At 69.9% G+C, this 26,271-nt stretch carries 28 protein-coding genes; 8 read left to right on the top strand and 20 right to left on the bottom strand.

Annotated elements, in window-relative coordinates:
* Nucleotides 1–35: 35 nt before the first annotated feature.
* Nucleotides 36–860, top strand: coding sequence for an aldo/keto reductase (locus BLR91_RS16390; RefSeq protein ID WP_089880026.1), 825 nt, complete (start codon nt 36–38; stop codon nt 858–860).
* A 12-nt stretch (nt 861–872) separates the two neighbouring features.
* On the opposite strand, the gene BLR91_RS16385 is transcribed toward BLR91_RS16390, so the two are convergent.
* From BLR91_RS16385 to BLR91_RS16325, 13 genes are all read right to left on the bottom strand, one after another.
* Nucleotides 873–1,496, bottom strand: a complete 624-nt coding sequence (locus tag BLR91_RS16385) for a GyrI-like domain-containing protein (protein WP_089880029.1) — start codon at nt 1,494–1,496, stop codon at nt 873–875.
* The gene (locus BLR91_RS16380; RefSeq protein WP_089880033.1) at nt 1,493–3,631 is read right to left on the bottom strand and encodes a S9 family peptidase; all 2,139 of its coding nucleotides are present in this window, start codon (nt 3,629–3,631) and stop codon (nt 1,493–1,495) included. Before BLR91_RS16380 ends, BLR91_RS16385 begins: the two co-directional genes overlap by 4 nt.
* A gap of 62 nt (nt 3,632–3,693) precedes the next feature.
* Nucleotides 3,694–4,671, bottom strand: a complete 978-nt coding sequence (locus BLR91_RS16375) for a zinc-binding dehydrogenase (RefSeq protein WP_172823283.1) — start codon at nt 4,669–4,671, stop codon at nt 3,694–3,696.
* 21 nt (nt 4,672–4,692) lie between these two features.
* Nucleotides 4,693–5,115, bottom strand: coding sequence for an organic hydroperoxide resistance protein (locus BLR91_RS16370; protein WP_089880041.1), 423 nt, complete (start codon nt 5,113–5,115; stop codon nt 4,693–4,695).
* Complete coding sequence (locus BLR91_RS16365) at nt 5,115–5,588, bottom strand: MarR family winged helix-turn-helix transcriptional regulator (RefSeq protein WP_172823224.1); 474 nt, start codon at nt 5,586–5,588, stop codon at nt 5,115–5,117. Before BLR91_RS16365 ends, BLR91_RS16370 begins: the two co-directional genes overlap by 1 nt.
* A 108-nt stretch (nt 5,589–5,696) precedes the next feature.
* Nucleotides 5,697–7,199, bottom strand: a complete 1,503-nt coding sequence (locus BLR91_RS16360; RefSeq protein WP_089880044.1) for an FUSC family protein — start codon at nt 7,197–7,199, stop codon at nt 5,697–5,699.
* An 88-nt stretch (nt 7,200–7,287) separates the two neighbouring features.
* Nucleotides 7,288–8,190 carry an ROK family protein gene (locus BLR91_RS16355; protein ID WP_089880048.1) on the bottom strand — a complete coding sequence of 301 codons (903 nt, stop codon included), beginning with the start codon at nt 8,188–8,190 and terminating at the stop codon, nt 7,288–7,290.
* The gene (locus tag BLR91_RS16350; RefSeq protein WP_089880051.1) at nt 8,187–8,942 is read right to left on the bottom strand and encodes a copper homeostasis protein CutC; all 756 of its coding nucleotides are present in this window, start codon (nt 8,940–8,942) and stop codon (nt 8,187–8,189) included. The genes BLR91_RS16355 and BLR91_RS16350 overlap by 4 nt, the downstream gene beginning before the upstream one ends.
* Nucleotides 8,939–9,955, bottom strand: coding sequence for an asparaginase (locus BLR91_RS16345; RefSeq protein WP_089880054.1), 1,017 nt, complete (start codon nt 9,953–9,955; stop codon nt 8,939–8,941). The genes BLR91_RS16350 and BLR91_RS16345 overlap by 4 nt, the downstream gene beginning before the upstream one ends.
* Entirely contained in the window at nt 9,948–10,901 is a 954-nt protein-coding gene (locus tag BLR91_RS16340; protein WP_089880056.1) for an amino acid ABC transporter permease, read from the bottom strand. Before BLR91_RS16340 ends, BLR91_RS16345 begins: the two co-directional genes overlap by 8 nt.
* Nucleotides 10,898–11,542, bottom strand: coding sequence for an amino acid ABC transporter permease (locus BLR91_RS16335; RefSeq protein WP_018189376.1), 645 nt, complete (start codon nt 11,540–11,542; stop codon nt 10,898–10,900). The genes BLR91_RS16340 and BLR91_RS16335 overlap by 4 nt, the downstream gene beginning before the upstream one ends.
* A gap of 112 nt (nt 11,543–11,654) precedes the next feature.
* Nucleotides 11,655–12,593: a glutamate ABC transporter substrate-binding protein gene (locus BLR91_RS16330; protein WP_018189377.1), complete on the bottom strand. Its 939-nt coding sequence runs from the start codon at nt 12,591–12,593 to the stop codon at nt 11,655–11,657.
* 73 nt (nt 12,594–12,666) lie between these two features.
* A complete protein-coding gene (locus tag BLR91_RS16325; protein WP_018189378.1) occupies nt 12,667–13,419 on the bottom strand; it encodes an amino acid ABC transporter ATP-binding protein in 753 nt (250 codons plus the stop codon).
* A 165-nt stretch (nt 13,420–13,584) separates the two neighbouring features.
* Between BLR91_RS16325 and BLR91_RS16320 the strand changes: the two genes are divergently transcribed.
* Genes BLR91_RS16320 through BLR91_RS16305 form a run of 4 tightly spaced genes read left to right on the top strand, consistent with a single transcriptional unit; the run spans nt 13,585 to nt 17,928 of the window.
* Nucleotides 13,585–14,772 (top strand): ROK family transcriptional regulator, encoded by a 1,188-nt coding sequence (locus tag BLR91_RS16320; protein ID WP_089880058.1) that lies wholly within the window; start codon nt 13,585–13,587, stop codon nt 14,770–14,772.
* Nucleotides 14,769–15,677: a Gfo/Idh/MocA family protein gene (locus tag BLR91_RS16315; RefSeq protein WP_089880061.1), complete on the top strand. Its 909-nt coding sequence runs from the start codon at nt 14,769–14,771 to the stop codon at nt 15,675–15,677. Before BLR91_RS16320 ends, BLR91_RS16315 begins: the two co-directional genes overlap by 4 nt.
* Before the next feature lie 9 nt (nt 15,678–15,686).
* Nucleotides 15,687–17,411, top strand: a complete 1,725-nt coding sequence (locus tag BLR91_RS16310; protein ID WP_089880066.1) for a glycoside hydrolase family 13 protein — start codon at nt 15,687–15,689, stop codon at nt 17,409–17,411.
* A 46-nt stretch (nt 17,412–17,457) separates the two neighbouring features.
* Nucleotides 17,458–17,928 (top strand): SRPBCC family protein, encoded by a 471-nt coding sequence (locus tag BLR91_RS16305; RefSeq protein WP_089880069.1) that lies wholly within the window; start codon nt 17,458–17,460, stop codon nt 17,926–17,928.
* A 36-nt stretch (nt 17,929–17,964) separates the two neighbouring features.
* Here BLR91_RS16305 and BLR91_RS16300 read toward each other — a convergent pair whose 3' ends face one another.
* The 7 genes from BLR91_RS16300 to BLR91_RS16270 form a co-directional block, all read right to left on the bottom strand.
* Entirely contained in the window at nt 17,965–18,549 is a 585-nt protein-coding gene (locus tag BLR91_RS16300) for a TetR/AcrR family transcriptional regulator (protein WP_020075922.1), read from the bottom strand.
* A 100-nt stretch (nt 18,550–18,649) separates the two neighbouring features.
* Nucleotides 18,650–20,926 carry a transglycosylase domain-containing protein gene (locus tag BLR91_RS16295; RefSeq protein ID WP_089880072.1) on the bottom strand — a complete coding sequence of 759 codons (2,277 nt, stop codon included), beginning with the start codon at nt 20,924–20,926 and terminating at the stop codon, nt 18,650–18,652.
* Nucleotides 20,927–21,056: 130 nt separating this feature from the next.
* A complete protein-coding gene (locus BLR91_RS16290) occupies nt 21,057–21,524 on the bottom strand; it encodes a MarR family winged helix-turn-helix transcriptional regulator (protein ID WP_018189385.1) in 468 nt (155 codons plus the stop codon).
* Nucleotides 21,525–21,896: 372 nt separating this feature from the next.
* Nucleotides 21,897–22,337, bottom strand: a complete 441-nt coding sequence (locus BLR91_RS16285; protein WP_089880075.1) for a DoxX family protein — start codon at nt 22,335–22,337, stop codon at nt 21,897–21,899.
* Nucleotides 22,338–22,491: 154 nt separating this feature from the next.
* A complete protein-coding gene (locus BLR91_RS16280) occupies nt 22,492–22,809 on the bottom strand; it encodes a hypothetical protein (protein ID WP_089880080.1) in 318 nt (105 codons plus the stop codon).
* Between the two features lie 81 nt (nt 22,810–22,890).
* Nucleotides 22,891–23,124 carry a histidine ammonia-lyase gene (locus BLR91_RS16275; protein ID WP_231918959.1) on the bottom strand — a complete coding sequence of 78 codons (234 nt, stop codon included), beginning with the start codon at nt 23,122–23,124 and terminating at the stop codon, nt 22,891–22,893.
* Between the two features lie 80 nt (nt 23,125–23,204).
* The gene (locus BLR91_RS16270; protein ID WP_089880087.1) at nt 23,205–23,402 is read right to left on the bottom strand and encodes a hypothetical protein; all 198 of its coding nucleotides are present in this window, start codon (nt 23,400–23,402) and stop codon (nt 23,205–23,207) included.
* Between the two features lie 135 nt (nt 23,403–23,537).
* Between BLR91_RS16270 and BLR91_RS16265 the strand changes: the two genes are divergently transcribed.
* From BLR91_RS16265 to BLR91_RS16255, 3 genes are all read left to right on the top strand, one after another.
* Complete coding sequence (locus BLR91_RS16265) at nt 23,538–24,212, top strand: PadR family transcriptional regulator (RefSeq protein ID WP_089880091.1); 675 nt, start codon at nt 23,538–23,540, stop codon at nt 24,210–24,212.
* A 154-nt stretch (nt 24,213–24,366) separates the two neighbouring features.
* Nucleotides 24,367–25,380 carry an ABC transporter ATP-binding protein gene (locus tag BLR91_RS16260; protein ID WP_089880094.1) on the top strand — a complete coding sequence of 338 codons (1,014 nt, stop codon included), beginning with the start codon at nt 24,367–24,369 and terminating at the stop codon, nt 25,378–25,380.
* Entirely contained in the window at nt 25,377–26,201 is an 825-nt protein-coding gene (locus BLR91_RS16255; protein WP_089880096.1) for an ABC transporter permease, read from the top strand. Before BLR91_RS16260 ends, BLR91_RS16255 begins: the two co-directional genes overlap by 4 nt.
* Nucleotides 26,202–26,271: the final 70 nt, after the last annotated feature.

Raw genomic sequence — 26,271 nt, 5'->3', positions numbered from 1 at the left:
CCACCTGTACGCCGGGGGCACGGCAGAATGAACCCATGGCGAGCATCCCGCAGCTGACTCTCAACGACGGCAACACGATCCCCCAGCTGGGCTTCGGCGTGTACAAGATCCCGGAGGCCGAGACGGCGGAGGCGGTGGTGACGGCGCTGGAGGCGGGCTATCGCCACATCGACACGGCGGCGTTCTACGAGAACGAGCGCGGGGTCGGCGAGGGCGTGCGGCGCGGTGGGATAGACCGGTCGGACGTGTTCGTCACGAGCAAGGTGTGGTGGACCGAGAACGGTTACGACTCGACGCTGCGGTCGTTCGACGCCAGCCTCGAGCGGCTCGGCTTCGACACGATCGACCTGTTCCTCATTCACTGGCCCGCGCCGCGCAGCGACCGGTACGTGGAGACCTGGCGGGCCCTGGAGCGGGTGCGGGAGGAGGGTCGCGCGCGGTCGATCGGAGTGGCGAACTTCCACATCCATCACCTCGACCGGCTGGCGCGCGAGACCGGCACGGTGCCCGCGGTGAACCAGGTGGAGCTGCATCCCTGGCTCCCGCAGGCCGAGGTGCGCGCATATGACGCGTCCCACGGGATCGTGACGGAGGCGTGGTCCCCGCTGGCGCGCGGCCGAGTGCTCGGCGACCCCGTCCTCGACGCGCTCGCCGCGAAGCACGGAGTGACGCCGGCGCAGGTGGTGATCCGGTGGCAGCTGCAGCTCGGAAACGTGGTCATCCCCAAGTCGACATCGCCGGAGCGCATCCGGTCGAACATCGACGTCTTCGCGTTCGAACTGGATGCGGAGGATCTGGCCGCGATCGCAACGCTCGAGTCGGGGGAGCGAACGGGCAAGGACCCGGACGACCTGGGCTGAGCCCGCTGCGTCCTAGTCGACTCGGCTGACCGGCTGGCGCAGGATCGTCCGCAGCTTCTCCGGCGCCGTCCTGCGGGCATCGCTCAGGTAGATCTCATGGTGGCGGCCGGTCATGGTGAGCCCCGCATCCGGGATGTACACGTCGTGCAGCTCCGCCAGCACGGGCGCCTCGTCGTCGTAGGAGCCGACGTGGAGGGTCTGCACACTCAGCCCTTCGTCGAGCGTCTCGACGCGCAGCTCGTCCAGGCGCGGGGCGCCGCCCTTGCTTCGCACGGTCGCCGTCGCCTCCTCGACGTGCGCGTCGCTGATCCAGTCGGGGACGAGGTTGAGCACGGTCCAGCGCCACTGAGACTTGTCGCGGGCGCTCGTGAACGCCGCCATGTCGTCCGCCCACCACAGCGCCTCCAACGGCATGACCGTGTAGTCGCGGTCGAGACTGCGCTTGCTGAGGAACTTCAGCGCGTAGGCGAGCGGGAAGATCGTCTGAACCGCATCGCGATACTCGTCCGAGGTGTTCGGGTCACCCTGACCGTCCACCATCAGGTAGCGCAGCGGCGGAACGGTGACGACCTCAAAGCGCCCGCGCCGGGGAGCATAGAGCCCCAGCTCCTTCTTCAGGTCGGTCTTCACGGTCACTCGCCCGATGGATGCGCCCCGACGACGTCGAGAAGCCACGCCAGCGCGAACGCCCGCTCGCGCCAGGCGGCGTACCGCCCGGAGACCCCGCCGTGGCCGGCGGCCATCTCGATCTTGAGCAGCGGGTCCGCATCCACCTCGCGCAGCTTCGCCACCCACTTCGCGGGCTCGACGTAGAGCACCCGGGTGTCGTTGAGGCTCGTGATGGCGAGGATGCGCGGGTAGTGCGTCGCGTGCACGTTCTCGAGCGGCGAGTACGACTTCATGTAGTCGTAGACCTCCGGATCGTGCAGAGGGTCGCCCCACTCGTCCCACTCGATGACGGTGAGGGGCAGGGACGGGTCGAGGATGCTGGTGAGCGGATCGACGAACGGCACCTCGGCGAGGATCCCGGCGAAGTCGCGGGGCGCCAGGTTCGCCACGGCTCCCATGAGCAGGCCGCCGGCGCTTCCGCCCTGCGCCGCCATGCGCGACGGATCCGTCCATCCACGGTCGACGAGGTGGCGGGCGGCGGCCACGAAGTCGGTGAAGGTGTTCTTCTTGTGGAGCTTCTTGCCGTTCTCGTACCAGAGCCGGCCCAGTTCGCCGCCGCCGCGGACATGCGCGATGGCGAACACGACGCCGCGGTCGAGCAGGCTGAGGCGCGGGATACTGAACGACGGGTCCATGCTCGCCTCGTACGAGCCGTAGCCGTAGAGCACGAGCGGGGCCGGCTCGCCGGGCGTGACCAGGTCGCGGCGGTAGACGAGCGAGATCGGGACGCGTGCGCCGTCCGGTGCCGTCGCCCACTCCCGGCGCTGCTCGAACAGGGAGGCGTCGAACGCCCCGAGCACCGGCTGCTGCTTGCGCAGGGCGAGCTCGCGGGTGCGGACGTCGTAGTCGTACACGGTCGAGGGCGTCACGAAGCTGCCGTAGCCGAGGCGCAGGAACGGCTGCGTCCATTCCGGGTTGCCGCCGACCCCGACGGTGAAGAGCTCCTCGTCGAAGTGCAGCTCGTGCGGGGTGTCGTCCGCCGGCTGCTCACTGTTCGGATCGGGCACGCACGCCACTGCGACCCGCGTCATCCCCTCGCGGCGGTACTCGACGCTGACGAAGTCGCGGAACGCATCGACGCCCTCGATGCGCACGGCCGGATCGTGCGCGAGGAGCACCCGGCGGGGCCCCTGGGGGTCGTCGGCCGAGACGCTGACGAGCTCGAAGTTGATGGCGCCGTCGTTGTGGACGATGAGGAGGCGGTCGTGGCCGCCGACGATGGCGTGTTCGACGTCGTACTCGACGCCCTCCTTCCGCGGCCAGACCACGCGGAACTCGCCGGTGGGGTCGTCGGAGCGGAGCAGCCACGCCTCGCTGGTGATGTTCGAGCCGGCCTCGATGACCAGGAAGCGCCGGCTGCGGGTCAGGCCGACGCCGATCCAGTAGCGCTCGTCCGGTTCGTGGAACACCTGGGTGTCAGGGACGGCAGGAGCATCGCCCACCCGGTGCCGCCAGACGGTGTCGGGGCGCCAGGACTCATCCACCGTCGTGTAGAAGATGTAGGCGCCGGTCTGGTCGAACAGCGCGCCGCCCGCGGTCCCCTCGATCTCATCCGGGAAGGTCACGCCGTCGTCGACGAGCGAGCGGACGCGGAGCGTGTATCGCTCGTCGCCCTCGGTGTCGACGGCCCACAGCAGGCGCGTGCCGTCGACGCTCACGTCGAAGCTGCCGAGCGCGTAGAAGTCGTGTCCTTCGGCCTCGGCGTTGTCGTCGAGCAGGATCTGCTCGCCCGGCAGGCCGTTGCGCTGGGCCGCCTCATCGAGCGTCGGGGGAACCCAGTCGTCGGCGGAGGCGATGGGAGCCCGGCAGTGGATGCCGTACTGCTTGCCCTCGACCGTGCGGGTGTAATACCACCAGTCGCCCTCGCGAACCGGCACGCTCAGGTCGGTCTCGCGGGTGCGCGCCTTGATCTCGTCGAAGATCTGCTCGCGGAGCAGCGCGAGGTGCTCGGTGCGGGCGTTGGTGTACGCGTTCTCCTCGTGGAGGTGCGTAATGACCGCCTGGTCGTCCTTCTCGCGCAGCCACTCGTAATCGTCGACGTAGACGTCGCCGTGGTGGATGCGTTCGACGGGCTTCTTGGCGGTGACCGGCGGGGTGAGCATGTGCCCAGGCTATCGGGCGGTGCCCACCCCGCACGCGGTCGCGGCCGTCGTCGCGGCCATCGTCAGGGGCGGAGCAGCACCTTGCCGACGCGTCCCGCCTCGCCGCTCGCGGCGACGGCTCCGGCGATGTCGTCCAGCCCGTGGACGCCTGCGACCGGGAGGGTCAGCGTGCCGTCCTGGAGCCGGGCGAACAGCTCCTGGAAGAGCCGCCCGCGCTGGTCGGCCGGCATCTCGCGGCTGACGACGCTGCCCCAGAAGCCCTTGACCGTGGCCTGCTTGAAGATGATGTCGCCGGAGGCGAGCTCGAGCGTGGGCGACGCCATCGCGCCGAACACGACGAGGGTGCCGTTCTCGGCGAGCGTGGAGAGCACATCCCCTGCCGACGAGCCGCCGACGGAGTCGACGCCCGCGGTGATCGGTGCGCCCCCGGTGATCTCGGCGAGCCGGTCGCGCCAGCCCGCGTCGTCGGTCGCGACGACGCGCTCGATGCCCTGGGCGCGCAGCTCCTCCACACCGGCGGACCGGCGGACGAGACCGACGACGTTGAGCCCGCGTGCGGCGCCGAGCTGGGCGACCATCCGGCCGACGGCGCCGTTCGCGGCGTTCTGGATGAGCCAGTCGCCCTCGCTCAGTCCGAGCGAATCGAGCAGGCTGATCGCGCTGAACGGCATCGACACCAGCTGAGCGGCCGACTCGTCGGGGAGCCCGTCGGGCACGGGGATGAGGCCCGCGGCCCGGGTGACGAAGTACTCGGCCCACACGCCGAACGTGCCGCCTGTGACGACCCGCTGGCCGACCGTGAGCTGCTCGACGCCCTCGCCGACGGCATCCACGACGCCGAGTGCCTCGGTGCCGGCCTGCGCGGGAAGCTCGGGCTTGTAGCCGTAGGTGCCGCGCACCGTCCACAGGTCGTGGTTGTGGATGGGCGAGAGCAGCATCCGCACGCGGACCTCGCCGGCGCCCGGCTGGGGGAGGGGACGCTCTTCGACCGCGAGCACTTCGGCGGGGTCGCCGAACTCGTGGTGGACCAGGGCGCGCATCGTGGTGGCGTCTGTCATGGCTCAGTCCTCCGAAACCGTGATGGTGACGTCGATGTTGCCGCGGGTGGCGTTGGAGTAGGGGCACACGTGGTGCGCCGCGTCCGCGAGGGCCTGGGCCTGCTCGGCCTCGATCCCGGGCAGGACGACCTCGAGCAGCACGGCGAGCTGGTGGCCGCCGTCGCCGTTCGGGCCGATCTCCACACGGCCTCCGACCGACGAGCCGTCGAGCTTCACCTTCTGGCTGCGGGCGACCGCCTGCAGCGCCGAGTGGAAGCAGGCCGCGTATCCGGCGGCGAACAGCTGCTCGGGGTTGGTGCCGGCTCCCGATCCGCCCATCTCCTTGGGGACGGCGAGGTCGAGGGCGAACGAGCCGTCGCTGGTGGCGACACGGCCGTCGCGGCCGGCGCCGGTCGACAGGGCTTCTGCGGTGTAGAGGACGTTCATCAGTTCCTTTCGGAGGGTGTTCTGTTGTGCGCGGGGGCCTGCGGCTGCGCTGCAGCGTGCATGGTCTCCGTGAGCCGGTGGAGGGTGTCGATGAGGGCGCCCGCCGCCTGCTGGTCGGGCAGGCCGGTGCCTGCCGCGATCCGGGCGGGGATGTGGGCGAGCTCCGAGCGCAGCTCGCGGCCGCGTTCGCCGAGCGTCACCGTCACGACGCGCTCGTCGCCCGCGCGGCGTTCGCGCTGGACGAGACCGGACTGTTCCATCCGCCGCAGCAGGGGGGACAGCGTCCCCGAGTCGAGCTGCAGGTGTTCGCCCAGCGACCCGACGGTCTGCTCGCCCTCGACCCAGAGGGTGATGAGGACGAGGTACTGCGGGTAGGTGAGCCCCCAGGGCTCGAGGAGCGTACGGTACGCCTGCGTGGTGGCACGCGTGGCGGCGTAGAGCGAGAAGCACACCATCTCATCGGTCACCGGCATGAGCTTATAGTTGCACGCAATCAAGTTGTGCACAACTCAATTCGTGTCCAGGGGACGCAACACGCCGTTATGCGGAGCGGATAACGGCGTGTTGCGACCCACAGAGGGTCAGGGGGCGGGGGATGCGCGCAGCGCGGCGGCGAGGGCGACGAGGGCCGCGCGGACGCGGGCGAGCTCCGGAGGGGATGCGAGGCTCGCGCGGGCGCGCTTGACCGCCCTGAGCACGTGGTCGGCGTCCTCAGGTCCGCGTCGGGAGAGGTGCTCGTCCAGGGCGCCCGGCAGCTCGGCGGCGGCGTCGATGCAGTCGATCGGCAGCACGGCGGGGGAGGTGCCCGCCGGGCCGACGCCCCGGCCCGGGCGTCGGAGCAACCGACGCGCGCGATGCGCAGGGGCCAGTTGCTCGACGCGCGCCGCGGACGCCCGCACGGCGGCGACCGCGCGGGTCCGCTCCTCCTCGTCCTCTGACGGCACCGCGATCGCCGCCCCGACCGTCGTCAGCAGCTCCGACAGCCGGCGCCGCAGGACGTCGATGCTGCGGACGGGCAGCACGAACCAGCTGGCGGCGATGCCCAGTGCGGCGCCGAGGACGATCGCCAGCATCCGCTCGGCCAGCATCCCGGTCTCGCCGGTGAGCGACGCCGTCCCGGTCAGCTGCTGAAGAAGCGTCAGGACGAGCGTCACGGTGAGTGCCCAGAAGGCGTAGCTGTACGCGCGCAGCCAGGTGCCGACGAAGAGCGCGACGAAGATGATGACGACGCCGCCGAAACCGGAGGCGTGCGGGGCGGCAGCGGTCAACGCGACGGCAGCGATCGTTCCGGCGAGGGCCCCCACCACGCGGAGGGCGCTCTTGTGCACGACGTCCCCGCGCCCCCGGTTGCCCGAGCACACCAGGAAGGCGGTCAGCACAACCCACATCGCATGCTCGGGGAAGAGCAGCCAGCCGAGGAGGAAGGCGGCGGTGAGTGCGACGGCCAGCTGGATCGCCATCCGGGTGCTCGCGGGCAGACGCGCGCGGCCCGATCCGGCCGCAGCGCCGCGGGCCGCGAACGGAGGAGGGTCGGCGGGTGCGGCCTCCTGCCGCCGCCCCGGCAGCAGGCGCAGGATCTCGCGGGCGACGGCCACCCACACGGTTGCGATCACACCGGCGAGCAGGACGAGCAGCGTCGTGATCCATCCCGGCTGGCCGGAGACGGGCGACACCGGCGCGATCAGCATCGCGGTGAACGGCAGGGCGACCAGGGCCCCCAGCCGGGAGAGGCGGGGACCGAACCGCCGGAGCCAGATCGGCACGCTCATCCCGGTGACGAAGAGCGCCGCGCCCACGGGAGGAGCGACGACGAGCAGCCATCCGACGCCTCCCGCCACGAGTCCGATGAACGGCAGCACGACGGCTGAGCGTGCGAACTCAGTCCGGGATGCGAAGGTTCGCCGACCGAGGCTGAGCGCCACGACCGTCGCCAGCACCGCGGCACTCGTCACGCCCGCGGTCGCGCCGCCCGCCAGCAGGGACCCGAGCCACCACACGGTCGCGCACGCGGCGGCGGCAGCGGCGGTGGCGACGAGCGCGGTCGTCCCGTCCGCCAGGATGGCGCCGATCTGCCGCGTGCCCACCGGCACATCCTCTCACCGCGTCGGAGGAGCCGTGGGCGGCGCGGCGAAGGTCGGCAGGCGGAGCTGGGCGCGGCTCAGCGCGGAACGCTCAGCGAGCCGCGTCGAAAGCCAGCAGGGCAGCCCCAGCCCGACCGGCGTCGCCGCCGAGGGCGCTCTGAACGACCGACGGCCGTTCGCGCCATGCCAGCCCAGCCGACATCCGTTCTCCGAGCGGCTCGAACAGGGCATCGCCGGCGTGCGAGACACCGCCGCCGAGCACGATCAGTCCGGGATCGAGCAGCAGGGTCAGGATGTTGAGGCCCTGGGCGAGCACGTCGAGCGCCTCCGACCAGATGCGGTCGGCGAGCGGGTCGAGCCCGAGCCGCTCGACGATGCGCCGGGTGCTGAGGGCGTCTCCGCCCGCCGCCCGGTACCGCCGGGCCACGCCCGCGCCGGACATGTACACCTCGAGGCAGCCGCGCTGGCCACAGGTGCACGGTTCGCCGTTCGGGATGACGGGGATATGGCCGAACTCGCCGGCGGCGCCGGTCGCGCCGGTCACAGCGCCGCCGGACGAGACGAGAGCGGCCGCGACCCCGGTGCCGATCGGCACGAGGGCGAAGTCGCCGAAGCCACGCGCGGCCCCGCTGTTGCGCTCCGCCAACCCAGCCGCACGCACGTCGTGACCGACCGCCACCGGCAGGTGCAGCTCGGAGCGGAGGATGTCGAGGAGGGGCACGTCGCGCCAGCCGAGGTTGGACGCGTAGTGCACCAGACCGCGCTGTTCGTCGAGCATCCCCGGAGTGGCGACTCCCGCGCCGACGACGTCGTGACCGTCATCGGCCGCCGTGCGGCGCAGCTCGCCGAGCAGGCCGACGAGCGCGGTGAGGATGCCGTCCGTCGGGGTCGCGAGCGTCGTCTCCGTCACGGTCGCGCCGTCCTCGCGGACGACGGCGCCTTTCATCGCCGTGCCGCCGAGGTCGACGGCCAGGACGACCGGGAGGCCGCTCATGCGGACTGCTCGCTCGCCGTGTCGCGGACGGCGGCGACGACGGCGCGGACCACCTCGGCCGAGATGACGTCGCGTTCGCCCGAGTCGTACGCCGTCGGGGCGCCCGCGCCAGGAGTCGCGACCGCCCGCGGCGCCCGCAGATGGACCTCCGCGACGCCGGTCCGCCGCACGACCTCTGCGACGTTGGCCGGACGGACGCCGCCGCCCGCGAGGATCGTCACCCGGTCACCGGCGAGCTCCACCAGTCGCGTGAGCTCATCCGCACCCTCCAGCGCCGTCGCGGCACCGGCCGAGGTCAGCACACGTGTCACGCCGAGGTCGGCGAGCTGCTGCAGCGCCCCCGCACGATCGGCGATCTGGTCGAACGCCTTGTGGAAGGTCACGGGCGCATCGCCGCACGCGGCCACCAGGCGGCGGGTCGCATCCACGTTCACCCGGCCGTCGGCGCGCAGTGCCCCGACGACGAAGCCCAGGACGACGCCCGAGGGGTTGGGGAGCGCACGGATCGAGTGGATGTCGTCCACCATCGCCTGCAGCTCATCGTCGTCGTACACGAAGTCGCCCGGCCGCTGGCGGATGAGCACCTGGATGCCGATCCGCGTCGCCGCGCGCAGCGCTCCTGCGACCGTGCCGATGGACGGCGTGATGCCGCCCTCGCCCAGCGCCGCGCACAGCTCGATCCGGTCGGCGCCGGCCTCCTCGGCCACCCGGACGCCGGCGAGGTCGTCGAGGCAGATCTCGACGACCGTCACGCGAGGCGCTCCAGCGCGGCCGTCAGGTCCGCGCCGAGCTCGATCGCACCGACCGGGATGCCGCCGCCGAGCACGGGGAGGTCGGTGAGAGAGCGCGCATCCGCGATCGGGGTCCCGAGCGCCTCGAGCACTCGGAGTGCGATGAGGGTCGTCGCCCGGGGGCTGCCATCCACGATCTTCATGGCGACGGCCGTGCCGTCCGCTGCCGCGACTCCGATCACGCCCTCGGCGCCGCCCTTGGCGAGCGCTCCGGGGACCGTCTCCATGAGCGTCGTGTTCTGGTGGCCCGTGCCGCCGACGTAATAAGGGTGCTCGCGCATCGCGTCGGCAACGGCGCGCTCGGGCGTGCCCGGCTCCGCCTGCACCAGCCGGCCGAAGGCGCGCGCGATCCCGCGGACGCTCGTGCCGAAGAGCGGTGCGCCGCAGCCGTCGATCGCATCGTGCCCGACCGGCACGCCGGTCAGCTCCGCCATGGTGGCGCGGATGTGCTGCTGCAGCGGGTGCTCCGGGTCGAGGTAGCCGTCGGTCGGCCACCCGTTGGTCGCCGCGGCGAGGAGCATCGCGGCGTGCTTGCCGGAGCAGTTCATCCGCACGCGCGAGCGTCCCTCGCCGTCGCGCAGCATCCGCTCGAACGTCGCCTCGTCCTCGGGCCGGTCGACCGGGCAGCCGAGCGCAGCGTCGTCGACGCCCGCGCGGGTCAGCAGCTCGCGCACCAGCCGGACGTGCTCGTCCTCGCCCGTGTGGCTGCCCGCAGCGATGGCGAGCTCCGGACCGGCCAGTGGCGCTCCAGCGGTCAGGCAGCCGAGGGCCTGCAGCGGCTTCACGGTGCTGCGCGGCAGCACCACGGCATCCGGGTCGCCGAGCTCGATCAGCGGCTCGCCCGCGGGGTCGAGCGCCACGAGGCTCCCGAAGTGCCGGCTTTCGATGAGCCCGGAACGCCGCACGACGGCCAGCTCGGCGAGTCCGGTGGTGGAGTCGGCGGTGCGGACGGAGACGGTGGGGGCGTCAGACATGGTCGGCTTTCGTGGAATCGGTGCCGTCGTCGACGTGCTCGACGGCGACGACGGCGGGGAGCGTCGGGAGGACCGGCTGCGGTGAGGTGCGCCGGCGCGAGCCGCGCTGCAGCCGCGACGCGAAGGCCGAGAGGCTGCCGTTGACGACGAGGTAGATCACCGTCACCGCGACGTAGGTGGGGATGAGCAGGTGCAGGTACGAGGCGAGCACCTGCCCGCGGTACAGCAGTTCGGTGAATGCGACGATGTAGCCGAGCGAGGTGTCCTTGAGGAGGCTGACGAACTGGGTCACGAGCGACGGCGTGACGTTGCGCACCGCCTGGGGGAGCACCACGTACGTCATCGCCTGGACCGGACGCATCCCGAGGCTGAGGGCCGCCTCGCGCTGTCCGCGCGGCAGGCTGAGGATGCCGGCTCGGATGATCTCCGCGAACACCGCGGCGTTCGCGATGGTGAGCGGCACGACCAGCTTCCAGAGTGTCGGAAGGTTGATGCCGATCTGCGGGAGGCCGAACAGCATCAGGTAGATGACCAGAAGTACCGGGACGGTACGGGCGATCTCGATGTAGAGCCCGCAGACGAAGCGGACCCAGCGCACCTGGCTGACCCGGCCGAGCGCCAGCACGGTTCCGAGCGCAGCGCCGAGCACCGCGACGATCGCCGCCGCCTCCAGCGTCCCGAGCAGACCGACCAGCAGGTACTGCCAGATGGCCCACTCGGTGAACGGCGCCCAGCGCTCCGGTGCGAGCTGGCCGTGGGCGGCGAACTGCCAGAGCCCCAGGCCGACGATCGCAGCGAAGACGACGACGCTGACGATCGACCCGATGAGGATGTTGCGACGGCCGCGCGGACCGGGAACGTCGTAGATGAACGAGGCGCCGTACTGACGCTTCGGGCGCCGGGCGCGGGCGGGAACCGGCCGGTCCGGGATGAGCTGTGCGGTCATCGGGCGATCGCCACCTTCCGCTCGACCCAGCCGGCGGCGAGGCCGATGGCGAGGGCGATGGCCATGTAGATGAGTCCGGCGCTGGAGAAGATCAGGATGGGCTGCGCGGCGACGAGGTTGACCTTGTTGACCTCGGCCGTGAGCTCGACGACGCCGACGGCCGCGGCGAGGGCCGTGTTCATCGCGAGCGCGATCATGACGTTGCCGATGGGCTGCACGACGGCGCGCAGCGCCTGCGGGACGACGACGTAGCGCAGCGACTGCCACAGGGTGAGGCCGAGCGCACGGGAGGCCTCGACCTGGCCGACGGGGACGGTGTTGACACCCGATCGCACCGCCTCCGCGACGTACGCCGCCTCGTAGACGGTGAGCACGATGATCGCGGTCGGAGTCAGCGGGAGCAGGATGCCCGCATCCGGCAGTGCGAATACCGCGAGCAGCAGCAGGGCCAGCAGCGGGACGTTGATGAAGAACTGGACGTACAGGAACGCAGCCGCGCGCAGCACCGGGATGGGGCTGACGCGGGCGATCGTGACCAGCACGCCGAGCACGATGGAGCCGACGCCGGCCACCACGGCCATCAGCAGCGTGGTGCCGAGTGCCTGGGCCAGCGGCCCGAGGTTGTCGATCAGGGGGTTCATCGTTCTCTCGTCGAGTGGTCGGGGGAGTGGCGGTCGGGGAGTGGGGGGCCGGATGCGCGCGGGCCTGTGTGGGTGCCTCTCGCGCGCATCCGGCCGGTCTGGTGCGGTCGGATCAGGAGCCGGGGACCGACCCGATCTCCGGCGGCGTCGGGATGTCCGAGTCGGTCACGGTGCCGAGCGTGGTCTTCCACGCCTTGCCCCACTGGCCGTCCTTCTGGATGGTCTTCAGCCACTCGTTGACGAACTTCTTGAAGTCGTCGTCACCGTGCTTCAGGCCGATGCCGTACGGCTCCTTGGTGAAGGGCTGCCCGACGACCTTGATCTGCTTCTCGCTGGCGGCGTCGCTCGCGAGCAGCGTGTAGTCCTGCACGTAGGCGTCGCCGCGGCCCTGGATGAGCGCCTGGACGGCGGCCGGGTCGGTGCCGAACGCGGTGACCGTCGCCTTCGGGGCGATCTTCGGCACCTCGGTGACGGCCGGCGTGTTGGCGCCGACGATCACGTTCTTGCCGTCGAGGTCCTTGTAGCTCTTGATGTCCTTGTTGTCGCTCTTGACCGCGACCGCAAGACCGGACTCGAAGTAGGGGCCGGCGAAGTCGACCTGCTTGGCCCGCTCCTCGGTGATCGTGTAGGTGTTGAAGACGACGTCGACCGTGTCGTTCTGCAGCATCGCCTCACGGGTCTCGGAGGCCGGCGGAACGATCTCGACGTTCGGCTTGCCGATGATGTAGATCGCCAGCAGCTTGGCCAGCTCGGCGTCGAAGCCGTTGACCTTCTGCGGGTCGGTCGGGTCCTGCTGCGAGAGCAGCGGGGCGTCGAGGGCCTCGGCGACGATGAGCTTGCCGCGCTTCTTGATCTTCTCCATGGTCGAGCCGGAGAGGATGAGGTCGGCCTTCGCGACGGGGGCGCCGGCGAGGACGGAGTCCCCCGACGCGGTCGAGCTCGCGTCGCTGCCGGGCAGTGCCGTGTTGCCGGAGCAGGCGGTGACGGCGAGCGTCACGGCCGCGAGCAGGACGCCGGCGACGGCGCTCTTCCTGCGGATGCTGCGGGTCATGGGATGCATCCCTTTCTGATTGGACTTCGGTGTGATGTGGAACGGTGGTGCGCGGCCTCGTGCGGTGCGGGTGCTAGTGCGAGAGCACGGAGGCCAGGAACGACTTCGCCCGCTCGGTGGCGGGGGAGTCGAAGAACTGTGCTGGGGCGGCCTGCTCGACGATCTGCCCGCGGTCCATGAAGACGACGCGGTCGGCGGCGCGGCGGGCGAAGCCCATCTCGTGGGTGACGACGATCATCGTCATGCCCTCCTTCGCGAGGGAGGTCATGACGTCGAGCACCTCGCCGACCATCTCGGGGTCGAGGGCGCTGGTCGGCTCGTCGAAGAGCATGACCTTCGGCTGCATGGCGAGAGCGCGGGCGATGGCCGCGCGCTGCTGCTGGCCGCCGGAGAGCTGGGCCGGGTGGCTGTCCGCCTTGTCGGCGATGCCGACCCGGTCGAGCAGCTCCATCGCCTGGGCGCGTGCGGCATCCTTGCCGAGCTTGCGCACCTTGAGGGGAGCGAGGGTGACGTTGTCGAGGATCGTCCGGTGGGCGAACAGGTTGAACGACTGGAACACCATCCCGACCTCGGCGCGGAGCTTGGCGAGCGGCGCGCCCTCTTCCGGCAGCAGCTCGCCGTCGACGCGGATCTCGCCGGAGTCGATGGTCTCCAGGCGGTTGATGGACCGGCACAGCGTCGACTTGCCGGACCCGGACGGCCCGATGACGACGACGACCTCGCGCTCGGCGACGTCGAGGTCGATGTTCTGCAGCACGTGGAGGTCGCCGAAGTGCTTGTCGACCGCGCGCAGGCTCACCATCGGCCGGGCGTCGGTTGCTGTCATCGGGGGTCCTCGCATCGTCGTCGGGAAGGTTTCGATGAGCGTACTAAGTATCGACCGTTGATCGCAATATCGAAATTAGTTAATCCGAAATCGAACGAAGTCGGTACAGTATTCTCGACGCAAGACGGCGGGCAGCAGGCCCATCGCCGCAGAGGGGATGCCGCGATGACGAGCACGATGGAGGGGACGCCCGTCCTGACCGGACCGGGCACTCCGGGCGGCATCCTGGAGCTCGTCCGCTCCGGCCGGTCCCGGTCGCGGGCGGATCTCGCCCGCAGCACCGGCCTCTCGCCCTCGACGGTCTCGCAGCGCGTCGACGCCCTCATCGCCGCCGGCTACCTCCGCGAGGCGGGTTCGGGCGTCTCCCACGGCGGTCGCCGCCCGCGCGCCCTCGAAGTGGATGCGTCCACGGGCGTCGTCTGCGCCGCAGACCTCGGCTCTCACCACGCCACCTTCGGGCTCATCGATCTGAGCGGGCGCGTGCTCGCCTCCCGGACCGAGCCCATGGACATCTCCACCGGCCCTGCCGCCGTGCTCCGCTGGATCGCCGAGGTCGGCGCCGAGCTGACGGAGGCGCACGCGCAGCCGGGCCAGACGCTCCGCGGGTTCGGCATCGGACTCCCCGGCCCCGTCGACTCCACCACCGGCCGCATGGTGTCGCCCTCGCGTATGCCCGGCTGGAACGGTGTGGATGTGGCGGCCGAGCTCTCCGCGATCACCGGCCTCCCTGCCGCGGCGGACAACGACGCCAACCTGATGGCGCTCGGCGAGTACGACACCCTGGGCGGCGACGTCGGCGAGCTCGTGTTCGTGAAGGCGGGATCGAGCATCGGCTGCGGCATCGTCGCCTTCGGCGGCGTCTACCACGGGCACCACGGCATGGCGGGCGACATCAGCCACGTCACCGTCCCCGGCGCCCCAGCGGTGCTCTGCTCGTGCGGCCGGATCGGCTGCCTGGATGCGGTGGCCGGCGGCGCCGCGATCGTCCAGGCGCTGCGGTCCTCCGGCGTCGAGATCTCCGACACCCGCGAGGTGCTCGCACTCGCCAGGGACGCGCATCCACGCGCAACACAGGAGCTCCGGGAGGCGGGCCTCCGCACCGGCGGCGTCCTGGCGACCATCATGAACTTCTTCAACCCGCAGCGCCTGGTGCTCGGCGGCATCCTGGGGGAGGCCGAGGCGTTCGTCGCCGGGGTGCGCTCCGCCATCTACTCGGACTGCCTGCCGATGATCACCGACCAGCTCGACATCGCGGTGAGCGTCGCCAAGGAGCAGGCGGGCATCCGCGGGGCAGGGCGGCTCATCCTCGACTCGGTGTTCGACCCCGCGCGCGTCGACCTCGTCGTCCGATGACCCAGGCCGTCGCCATCGTCGGCGTCGGCCGGATGGGCCGGGCGCACGCGGCGGCATGGGCGACGAACGACGTCCCGGTGCTCTGGGCGGTGTCGCCGCGCCGCCGTCCGGATCTCCCGGAGGCGCCCGACGCCCGCTGGGCCACCCGGCTGGAGGAGGCGCTCGACGACCCCGCCGTCACCATCGTCTCCGTCTGCACTCCCACGCCATCGCACGCCGATCTGGCCATCCAGGCGCTCGAGGCGGGCCGTCACGTGCTGCTGGAGAAGCCCATCGCGCTCACCGTGGAGGACGCCGAGCGCGTGGAGGCCGCGGCTGGCAGGGCGCGCGGGACGCTGATGGTCGCGCACGTCGTCCGCTTCTTTTCCGGATACGCGGCGCTGGCGGAGCGCGTCGCGGCGGGCGCCGTCGGCAGTGCCCGCGTGGTGCGCGCGTCGCGGATCTCGGCGGCGCCGGTCGGCTACGACTGGCTGGAGGACGACTCCCAGTCCGGCGGCATGCTCGTCGACTTCGCCATCCACGACATCGACCAGGCGTCCGCCTACCTGGGTCGCGCGGTCGCCGTGACCAGCATCCCGTCGGCGGGTGCGGGCTTCGGCGTCCCCGTCGCCACGACGATCGAGTACGAGGGCGGCGGCGTCGCGCAGGTGCTCAGTGTGTCCGACCTCCCGGAGGGCCAGCCGTTCCGCACGACGTTCGAGGTCGTCGGCGACACGGGGGTGGATGTGGCGGAGCCGGAGGCGGACGACGCGTTCGCCGCGCAGGCGCGCTACTTCCTCGACTGCGTGACCGCGGGCGTGCCGACCACCCGAGCACCCGTCTCCTCGGCGGTCGAGGCACTGCGGGTTGCGCTCGCGGCGCGCGAGTCCGCGCGCACCGGGCGACGCATCCTGCTGCCCCGGTAGGGTGGGCGCGTGAGCGACAAGTGGTGGCAGTCGGCGGTCGTCTATCAGGTCTATCCGCGCAGCTTCGCGGACAGCGACGGAGACGGGATCGGTGACCTGCGCGGGGTGATCGAGCACCTCGACTACCTGAACGAACTCGGCGTCGACGTGGTCTGGCTCTCGCCGATCTACGCGTCCCCGCACGACGACAACGGCTACGACATCAGCGACTACCGCGCGATCGACCCGCTGTTCGGCACGTTCGACGACTTCGACGAACTGCTGGAGGGGATGCACGCCCGCGGCATGAAGCTGGTCATGGACCTCGTCGTCAATCACACGTCCGACGAGCATCCGTGGTTCATCGAGTCGGCGTCCTCCACGGACAACCCCAAGCGGGACTGGTACTGGTGGCGTCCCGCTCGCGCGGGCAAGCAGCCGGGCGAGCAGGGCGCGGAGCCGAACAACTGGGGCTCCTTCTTCTCCGGACCGGCCTGGCAGCTCGACCCGCAGACCGGCGAGTACTACCTGCACCTGTTCTCGCGCAAGCAGCCGGATCTCAACTGGGAGAACCCGGAGGTCCGCGACGCGGTCTACGAGATGATGAACTGGTGGCTCGACCGCGGCGTCGACGGCTTCCGGATGGACGTCATCAACTTCATCTCCAAGGTCACCTCGCTGCCCGACGGGGTCGTCCCGGAGGGCGCCCTCTACGGCGACGCGTACCCGTACTTCGCGCAGGGCCCGCGCATCCACGAGTTCCTGCACGAGATGCACGAGCGCGTGTTCGCCGGCCGCGAGGACCGGTATCTCACGGTCGGCGAGATGCCGGGCGTCGACATCGAGCAGGCCCGACGCTTCACGGATCCCCGCAACGGCGAGCTCGACATGGTGTTCCAGTTCGAGCACGTCGACCTCGACCACGGACCGGGCGGCAAGTGGGACCACCGGCCGCTCAGCGTGCTCGACCTCAAGCGCAACCTCTCCACATGGCAGGAAGGACTCGCCGACCTCGGCTGGAACAGCCTGTACTGGAACAACCACGACCAGCCGCGCGTCGTCAGCCGGTTCGGCGACGACGGCGAGCACCGCATCCCGTCCGCGAAAGCGCTCGGCACCGTCCTGCACCTGATGCGCGGCACGCCGTACGTCTACCAGGGAGAGGAGCTCGGGATGACGAACGTCCCGTTCTCCTCGATCGAGGACTTCCGCGACATCGAGTCGCTGAATCACTACGCGGAGGCCGTCGACATCCTGGGCGCTCCCGCGGAGGAGGTGCTGGCGGCGCTGCGTCGGACGAGCCGCGACAACGCCCGCACTCCGATGCAGTGGACGCCCGGTCCGCACGCCGGTTTCACCACCGGGACGCCGTGGATCACGGTCAACCCGAACGCGGCCGACATCAACGCCGAAGCCGAGGTGGCCGATCCCGACTCGGTGTTCGCCCACTACCGCGCGCTCATCGACCTGCGCCATCAGTCGGAGGTCGTCGCGATCGGGGACTACGCGCTCGTGCTGCCGGAGCATCCCCAGGTCTTCGCATACACCCGCAGCCTCGGCGACCGGTCGCTGCTGGTGCTCGCGAACCTCAGCAGCGAGCCGGCGACGTTCGATGCCGCGCAGCTTCCCGCCTGGGCGGTCGGTGGCGGCGATGCGCCTGCGGCCGAACTGGTGCTCTCCAACCTGGGATCCACGACCGAGGCGACGAGCGGATCGCTCCGCCCCTGGGAGGCCGTGGTCTACTCCCGGGGCTGAGCCTCGCGACAGGTCGTCCTTGCGCGGGCGGCGCGCCGGGTGTGGGATGGGCGACACGACCCGGGAGGCGACGATGGGCAACTATGTGGCGCGTGCGGAGATCGACGTGGCCGCACCACGGCGTGCGGTGTGGGATGTGCTGACCACGAACGGCGCGCGTCCGGAGATCCTGTTCGGCGCGGAAGTGGTGTCCGACTGGCGCCTTGGATCGGAGATCGTCTGGCGCGGCGAATGGCAGGGCAAGGCGTTCGAGGACCACGGTCGGGTGATCGAGCTGGAGGATCGCGAGGAGCCGTGGCGTATTGTGCTGACGCACTTCAGCCCGCTGAGCGGCCTGCCCGACGAGCCGGAGAACTATCACACCCTCCGGTTCGAGCTGGATGAGATCCCCGGCGGAACGCGCGTGACCCTCGACCAGGACAACAACCCGACGCGGGATGCCGCGGAGCACTCCCGGGCGAACTGGGCGCAGATGTTGGAGGGCGTGAAGACGGTGGCCGAGCGCGACGCGCAGTAGGCGTCCGCTCGCCGGTTAGGCGGTGCGGTCGCCCGATCAGGCGTCGAATGCCTCGCGGAGGAACGCGACGAGGAACACGTCGAACGCCTGCACGGTGCCGTTTCGGTCGCCGGTCATCAAGAAGCCGAAGTGGAGTCCGGCCGCCGAGTCGACGAGCCAGGTGGCGAGGATGCCCGCCCGCCGGGTCTCGATGCCCTGCTTCTTGAGCCACGCTTTGACCGTGTCACGCCACTGCATGAAGGATGTGGTCACGCGCTTGCCGATGTCGGGGTCGATCGGCTCCAGGGCTCCCGCCTCGAACTGCAACCGCAGCCCGGTGCGGTTGTTCTCGCGCAGGGAGTGGCGGAACGCCTCCTTGTACCAGTCGTGGAACTGGTCGCGGTCGAACGCCGTGACATCGACGCCGGCGAGCGACTCGGTCTGCTGACGGACGCCCTCCTCGAGGATGGCGTCGATCATCTCCTGCCGGGAGCCGAAGTGGTACACGAACGAGTAGGTGCTCACCCCGAGGGCGCTGGCCAGACTGCGGAAGGTCATGCGGGAGAGCGGCTCCGTCGCCACGTGCTCCATGATGCGGCCGAGCAGTTCCGGTTTGCGGTTCGGATCTGGTGTGCGTCCCACGCGATAACACTAGTCCGGATATCGGGCGGCCTGGCTAGACAGCAGGTGGACTCTGCTGCCGACCTTCGGCGTGCGAAGGCCGGGCCGACTCGCGGCTCGATCAGGGCTTACCGGGCTTGCCCGGACCGCCCTGCCCGCCGCCGTTGCCGGGGTTCCCTCCGGCTCCCGGAGCGGGTGCCGTCGGCGCTCCTGGAGCGGTCGGCGGCTTGGGCGCGACCGGAGCCGTCGTGAACTTGCCGCTCGGCGATGGGAAGGCCCCGCCTCCGTACGCCGCGTTCAGCGCCGTCTGGATCCGCTTGACGATCGAGAACTTGACGTTGCCGCCCCCGATGCCCTGGAAGCTCTGGCTGCGGAGCGCGACGCCGCCCTGGACGTTGCCGACCCAGGTGGCCTGAGCGACCTTGGTGGTGGAGGTGACGAGCCAGTTCTCGACGGAGTTGTCGGTCGTGCCGGTCTTGCCGAAGATCGGGATGCCGTCGCCGGGGTTGGCCGACGACGCCGTGCCGCCTCCGCGCAGCACACCCTGCAGCGCGTAGATCGCGGCAGCGGCGACCTGCGGGTCGATCGGCGTCGGCGAGCACGCCGTCTTGGGCACCGCGTGCTCAGCACCGTCGGCGTCGACGATCTTGTCGATCGCGATGGGGCTACAGGCGACGCCGTTGTTGGCGAGGCCCGCGTAGGCGGTGGCCATGGTGATCGGCGCGATGTAGTTCGTACCGAGCACGGCCGACGGGTTGGCCATGAACGGGTTGGCCGCCTCGTCCGCGCCGTGGACCAGCAGATCCTGGGCGCGCTGCTTGATGCCGCACAGGTCGAGCTGGGTCGCCATCTTCGCGAATACGGTGTTGATCGACTGCGCGGTCGCATTCATCACGGTCGTCGCCGTGACGCTCTCGCCCTCGTCGTTGGAGACGTTCCAGGGGGCCCCGCCGATGTCGTTGCACGGGTCGCTCGCGTGGAACTGCGTCTGCGGGAAGACGTGCTGGGTTCCGCTCACCGTCTGGTAGAGCGAGTGCCCCTCCTGGAGCCATTCGAGCAGGTCGAACACCTTGTACGCCGAACCGGTCTGGAAGCCCTCGGAGCCGCCGTAGTCGTAGTCGGTGTTGTAGTTGACGGCCGTTGTCGCCGGGGCCGGATTCGCCGTGTTGTCGTACGGCCGGTTCTGCACCATGGTCACGACACGCCCGGTCCCGACCTCGACGGAGACATTCGATGATCCCAGGTCGAGGCGCGGGTCGGCCGGCGGGATGTACGCGCTGACCGCCGCCTGCGCCTGGCTCTGCAGGTCGAGGTTGAGCGTCGTGTAGATCTTGAGGCCGCCGCGGGTGAGGAAGTTGGAGCGGTCGTCCTCGGTCTTGCCGAAGATCGGGTTCTGCTCGATAGTGCGCTCGACGTAGTCGCAGAAGAACGCGGCGTTGTACTGCTGGGCGGTCATGCAGCCGTTCTGCGTCGGGGTGATCTTCGGCTCGACCTTGGTGGCCCGAGCCGCGTCGTGCTCCTCTTTGGTGATCTTCCCGTTGGCGAACATCCGGTCGAGCACGTAGTTGCGGCGGTCGAGGGTCTCCTTGTAGCCGTTGGCGGCGCCGTTCTCCTTGTCGTCCGGTCGGTCGATGCGCAGGTTGTCGGGGTTGTTCAGGATGGCGATCAGCGTCGCCGCCTGCTGGATGTTCACATCCTTTGCCGCGACACCGAAGTAGTACTCGGCAGCGGACTGGACGCCGTACACACGGCCGCCGAAGAGCGCGATGTTCAGGTAGCTCTGAAGGATGTCGTTCTTCGAGTACTCCTTCTCGAGCCCGATCGCGTAGCGCATCTCCTTCAGCTTGCGCGACGGGTCCACCTTCGTCGCGTCGTCGTAGCAGGCCTCGTACACCGTCAGCTGCTTCTTCTGGACCGCATCGGTCGCGGTCGGGTCCGGCTGCTTGTTCTCGCAGCGCTGGACGAGGATGTTCTTCACGTACTGCTGCGTGATCGACGAGCCGCCCTGCACCGACTTGTGCAGCGCCGTCAGAACGGCCCCGCGCACGGTGCCCGTGACATCCACGCCGCCGTGCTCATAGAACCGCGGATCCTCCGTGGCGATCGCGGCGTCCTTGAGGTTCTGCGAGATGCCGTCCCAGCCGACCTCGACGCGGTTCTGCGAGTAGAAGCTGGCGATCGGGACCTGCTGGCCGTTGCTGAGGGCGTACATCGTCGAGGCCTGTGCGAGCGGCTCGACCTTGATGTATTCGGGCAGCCCGTCGAAGACGCTGATGGTCGAATCGGCCGCGCTGCCCGTGAGCGCGACGGCCGGTGTCACCGCCGCCGCAGCCAGCACACCGGCGAGTCCGCTCAGTGCCACGAAGCCGGCCAGGGCAGGCGCCCATCCCCATCTCATGCGTCTTCTCCCTCGTGGAACAACCATCCGTCCGTGGCGGCAATGATACGCGTCGCATCCGACGGGTCCGGGACCCGCACGCTCAGGTTGGTGGAGAGAACGAAGACCGCTGGGCCTGTGGAAACCTTCGTCAGGAGGCGTCGCGCAGCTTGTCGCACAGCACGGCGAGGGTCTCGAGTTCCTCGGGGGTCAGCCGACCGCCGACGCGTTCTGTGATGGTCTTCATGTGATCGACGGCGACACGGCGGAACATGTCGTATCCCGTGTCGGTCAGCCGGATCACTGTGCCGCGCGCATCGGACGGCTCCGGGCATTTCGCCACCAGTCCGCGTGCGACCAGCCGGTCGACGAGGCGGCTCACGCTCGGCTGGGTGAGCAGCACGTGCTTGTTCAGGTCGCGCAGGCGTAGTTCGCGGTTCGGCTGCCGCGACAGGTTGAACAGGACGTCGTACTCGTTGAACGAGATGTCGCGGGTGGGGAACTCGGCCGCCAACGTCCGCATCACGGCGACCTGGGCCCGGAACAGCGACTCCCACGCGGAGACGGCGCTGATGCGGGCGCGTTTCGTCGACTCCGCCGCCATCGCGCTCTCGGCCATGACCCGTCCTCCCTACGCGAGCTCAATGCATTCGCATCTTCTCATCATGCGCGCGAGGCCGACATCCGTGCCACCACGGGGGACCGACGAGGGCGGAAGGAGAGGACGGGGAGACAAAAGATTGAGGGCCGGCCGCAGAGGCTAGCGGCCGGCCCTCTCCCTTGCACCAAGAGTGTCCTGCAATCACATTCCGCGATGGCTGCCACAGCAAACAACCATTGCTCTTGAACTATATAACGAAGAGGTAACGGCATCTAGTTATCAAGTCGTTATTTTTTCTGCGAGTTCGCTATGCGTACGTGAGAACGGTCGTGGGAACGACATCGCCGATCCCGCCCGCCGCGGTTTTCCCTCGAACTCGGCCGACCGGGCTCAGGCCGCCAACGGCATCCGCCCATGCAGGACGGCTGCGTGCAGGGACAGGCGTCCGGGACCGGTCAAGGCCAGCGCGACGGCCGCACAGGCCAGCAGCAGCGGGAACTCGAATCCGCCGTCACTGGCGAAGAAGCCGGCGGAGAGGTGCGCGGTGAATACGGCGCCCAGCATTGCGGCCGCGGCGAAGAGCCCGGCGATGCGTGTGCCGACTCCCGCCACGATGAGCGCGCCTCCGAGCAGCTCGATGGTCGCGACCGCCGGCGCCACGAGTTCCGCGGCGGGGACACCCATCCCCGCGAAGGATTCCGTCACCCCGGGCAGGGTGTAGACGAACAGCTTCTGGATGCCGTGGGCGATGAGTATGCCTCCGACGGCGATGCGGAGCAGGAGCAGACCGAGGTCGCGAGTCGACGGTCGAGACGTTGCGCGTGGGCTCATGGAGTCCTCCAGGTCGTGGTGACTTCCGGTGCGGGATGCACCGTGCGGTCTACCCTCGCAATGCTTTCTGGAGCGCCGGTGGACATGCTCCGGGAATCGCCGGACAGCGGCGTGTCAGGTGAACCGATCCGATCGCGATCTCGTGTCGTGACCGTCAGTCGGTGCCTGGGAACGTGTCGCCGATCTCCACGGCATCGAACACATCGCGATCGACGACGATCTCTCTATAGTCGGTGGATGTTTGGATGCCGAGCACGTACGACTCCGGGGAGACGCTGATTTCGCCGGCCCCGGCGCCCCGAGAAGGCAGCCGCAGCTCACCGTGTTCATCGACATGCCGCTTCTCGCGGACCGTTCCGACGACGCCCTTGGGTGAAATGACGCGGCGCCTCGAGCGCTCCATGAGCCAGATCGATGACCCGCCGACTGCCGCCACGGCGAGCACCAGGACAAGCGGAATGAGGGCGACCACGAAAATCGATCATGGCACGCACGACGGCGCGATGAACCAGGCGGACGCGATGTGGACATCAGCCACACGCACCGCACCCGCTCAGGAGGGCGACGCGCCCGGGTAAGCCGGGTTCCCTGGGCCGTGGTGGTGGCCGGTCGCCGGGTCGATCCAGTTGCCCGAGCCGGTGAGCCGGTGCCAGCGTTTATGGAACGCGAGGTCGGTGCCCTCACCTTCGACGACGGCCGCACCGCACAGATCACAGATGCGGAGGATGACGATGTCGCCGTCCGCGGTCGTGACTGAGATCATCCCCTCCGGGAATGCAACGCTCACGGTGCTCCTCCTCCTGCCGCCATCGCGCCCCCCATCCATGTTCCGAAACTTCTGTCAGGGTACGTGATCGACCCCCCGTCTCACCTTCCAACTCGTTGAGCCCCGACACCCGACAGGCTCTCGAGATAACGGTTCACTTCGTCGAGGGCTATCCGCACGGCTCCGCGGTAGAACACGGTACGCAGGCCGCCGGCCGCGATGAGTTCGTGCACCTGCAGCTCTCCGATGCCGATCCGCGAAGCCGCCACCTCGGGGCGGAGAAAAGTCGGGTCGTCCACACGAAAACCGTAACCGCGTGCGTCGAGGCGGGCAGCCGCGAGTACGGGTAAACGAACCTCGTGGGCCGCGGGGGTGGACAGTGTTACTCTGAATCGAATACTCTACTCAGAGTAATAATCATCGGAGGAGGCGTCATGGCGAAGCGTGCGGTATCCAACCCGCTGGCGTTGGCCGTTCTGGCCTGCCTCTGGGAGCGGCCGATGTACCCGTACGAGATGACGACGACCATGAAGGAGCGCGGGAAGGAAGACAGCATCCGCCTGAACTTCGGGTCGCTCTACGCCGTCATCAAATCGCTCGAGAAGCACGGCTTCATCGAGGTGGCGCAGACCGAGCGCGAGGGCAACCGGCCGGAGCGCGTCGTCTACGCGATCACGCCGGCCGGGCGGCAGGAGGCCGAGGAATGGCTGCGGGAGCTCGTCGAGATCCCGGTCAAGGAGTACCCGGCCATCGAAACCGGCCTCTCGCTCCTTCCGATGCTGCCGCCGCAGGTCGCAGCCGACCTGCTCGAGCGCCGGCGCGACCGGATCGACGCCGACATCGCCGAACGCACCGTCCTCCTGGCGGAGACGAGCGGCCTCCCGGAGCTCTTCATGGTCGAGTTCCACTACCGGATGGCCGTGCTCCAGGCGGAGCGCGCGTTCGTGGCCGACCTGGCCGCACGCATCCGCGACCGCTCGATCGGCGGCTACGACTGGTGGGAGCAGCTGCATGAGCTGCTCGCCCAGGGGATCGGCATGGAGGAGCTGCGCGAGCGCATCGCCGCGGGTGCCTTCGGAAAGGAGGCGGCCGAGCTGTTCCTGTCGTAAGGCCTCGTGCCACAGAACGATGGCCGGAGAGCGGCAACTCTCCGGCCATCCACACCTTCAGTCGTTCCGTGAGGAACCTGCGTCAACAGTCACCGAGGGCTGTCTTCAAGGATATCCCTGTCGGTGGCTGCCTATCTGAAAGAGAGAAGCCACCATGGCAACCGCAAACGGGCCGGCGCTCGCCGCCGACCACCTCGTGAAGACCTATCCAGGAGGGCGGGGGAAGCCTCCGCTCCGCGCCCTCGACGACCTCGGCTTCGTGGCCGAGAAGGGCACCGTGTTCGGCCTGCTCGGCCCCAACGGCGCCGGCAAGTCGACGACCATGAAGATCCTGTCGACGCTCACCCGTCCGGACTCGGGAACGGCCTACGTCGCGGGCATCGATGTCGCGCGTCATCCGGCGCGCGTCCGCCGTGCCCTCGGGTTCGTCGCCCAGAAGCCGGTGTCCGATCCGATGGACACCGGAGTGGAGAACCTCGTGCTCGCCGGCCGGCTGCAGGGCATGTCCGGGCGCGAGGCGTCGGCTCGCGCCCGCGAACTCCTCGACCGCTTCGGCCTGACCGACCACGCCCGCCGACAGGTGAAGACCTACTCGGGCGGCATGGCACGGAAGCTGGATGTGGCGATCGGCCTCATGCACCGGCCGGAGGTGCTGTTCCTCGACGAGCCGACCACCGGCCTCGACCCGGAGGCGCGTGCCGAGCTCTGGCTGGAGCTCGAACGGATGACGACCGCCGAGAACCTGACCGTGCTGCTGACGACCCACTATCTCGACGAGGCGGACCGTCTGGCCGACCGGCTGGCGATCGTCGACCACGGCCGGGTGGTCGCCGGCGGGACGCCCGAGGAGCTCAAGAACGACCTCCGCGGCGACGCGGTGATCGTCGAGCTGGCCGGCGACGCCGATCCGTTCGCGGGGCTCACCGCCCTGCAGCGGGTGGATGCGCTCCGCGAGGTGGGCGGAGACGGCCGCACCCTGCGCGCCCGCGCCGACAACGGCGCTGCGACGCTCCCGCTGGCACTCGCCGCGCTGGAGGCCGCGGGCGTCGCCGTCGCCTCCGCCACCGTCGCCCGGCCCAGCCTGGACGACGTCTACCTGCGGCACACCGGCCGCACCTTCACGCGGGCGCAGGAGTCCGCCGAGTTCGTCCTGGAGAACGCATCATGACCGCGACCGCCCTTCCCGCATCCCGCCCGCAGCGGCGGAACGGCCCTACCTTCCTGACGCATACGCTGCTGCTGACGGGACGGCAGCTGCGCGCCGCTTGGCGGATGCCGGCCTTCCTGGTGATGAATCTGGTGCAGCCGGTGATCTGGCTCCTGCTGTTCGGCCAGCTGTTCAAGTCGGTGATCGACATCCCCGGCTTCGGCGTCGGACAGAGCTACCTGGAGTACCTCACGCCCGGCGTCGTGATGATGCTGGCGCTGTTCGGATCCGCGTGGTCGGGGACCGTGTACATCCAGGACATGGACCGCGGCGTGATGGATCGCTTCCTCACCTCGCCGACGAACCGCGGCGCGATGATCGTGTCGACGCTCGTCTACCAGTCGCTGCTCGCGGTGGTGCAGTCGTTGGTGGTGGTCGGCATCGCGTTCTGGGCGGGGGCGCGGTTCGAGGGAGGCGTCGTCGGCATCCTGCTTCTCCTCCTAGGAGTGGTGCTGTTGACCGCGGTGTTCTGCTCGCTGTCGAACGCGGTCGCGCTGCTGGCCCGTGAGCAGACGGCGCTGATCGGCATCTCGCAGCTGATCACGCTGCCGCTGATGTTCCTCAGCTCGGCGATCATGAACACGAAGCTCTCGCCGGAGTGGGTGCAGAACGTCTCCGCCTACAACCCGTTCGAGTGGGCGGTGATCGTCGGTCGCCAGGCGCTCAGCGCGCATCCCGACTGGGCGACACTGTGGGCGCACGCCGGTCTGCTGGCGACGCTCGCGGTCGTCATGGCCGCCTGGGCGACCAGCGCCTTCCGCGTCTACCAGCGCTCCGCCTAGCCCCTCGCCCTTCGCCCTGCGCCCCATCCGCCCACCGTCGAGTCCGCACAATTTGTACGTTTCTCCCCCG

Source organism: Leifsonia sp. 466MF (assembly GCF_900100265.1).
GTDB lineage: Bacteria > Actinomycetota > Actinomycetes > Actinomycetales > Microbacteriaceae > Leifsonia.
The sequence above is the reverse complement of the archived record's forward strand: the minus strand, read 5'-3'. Positions and strand labels throughout refer to the sequence as shown.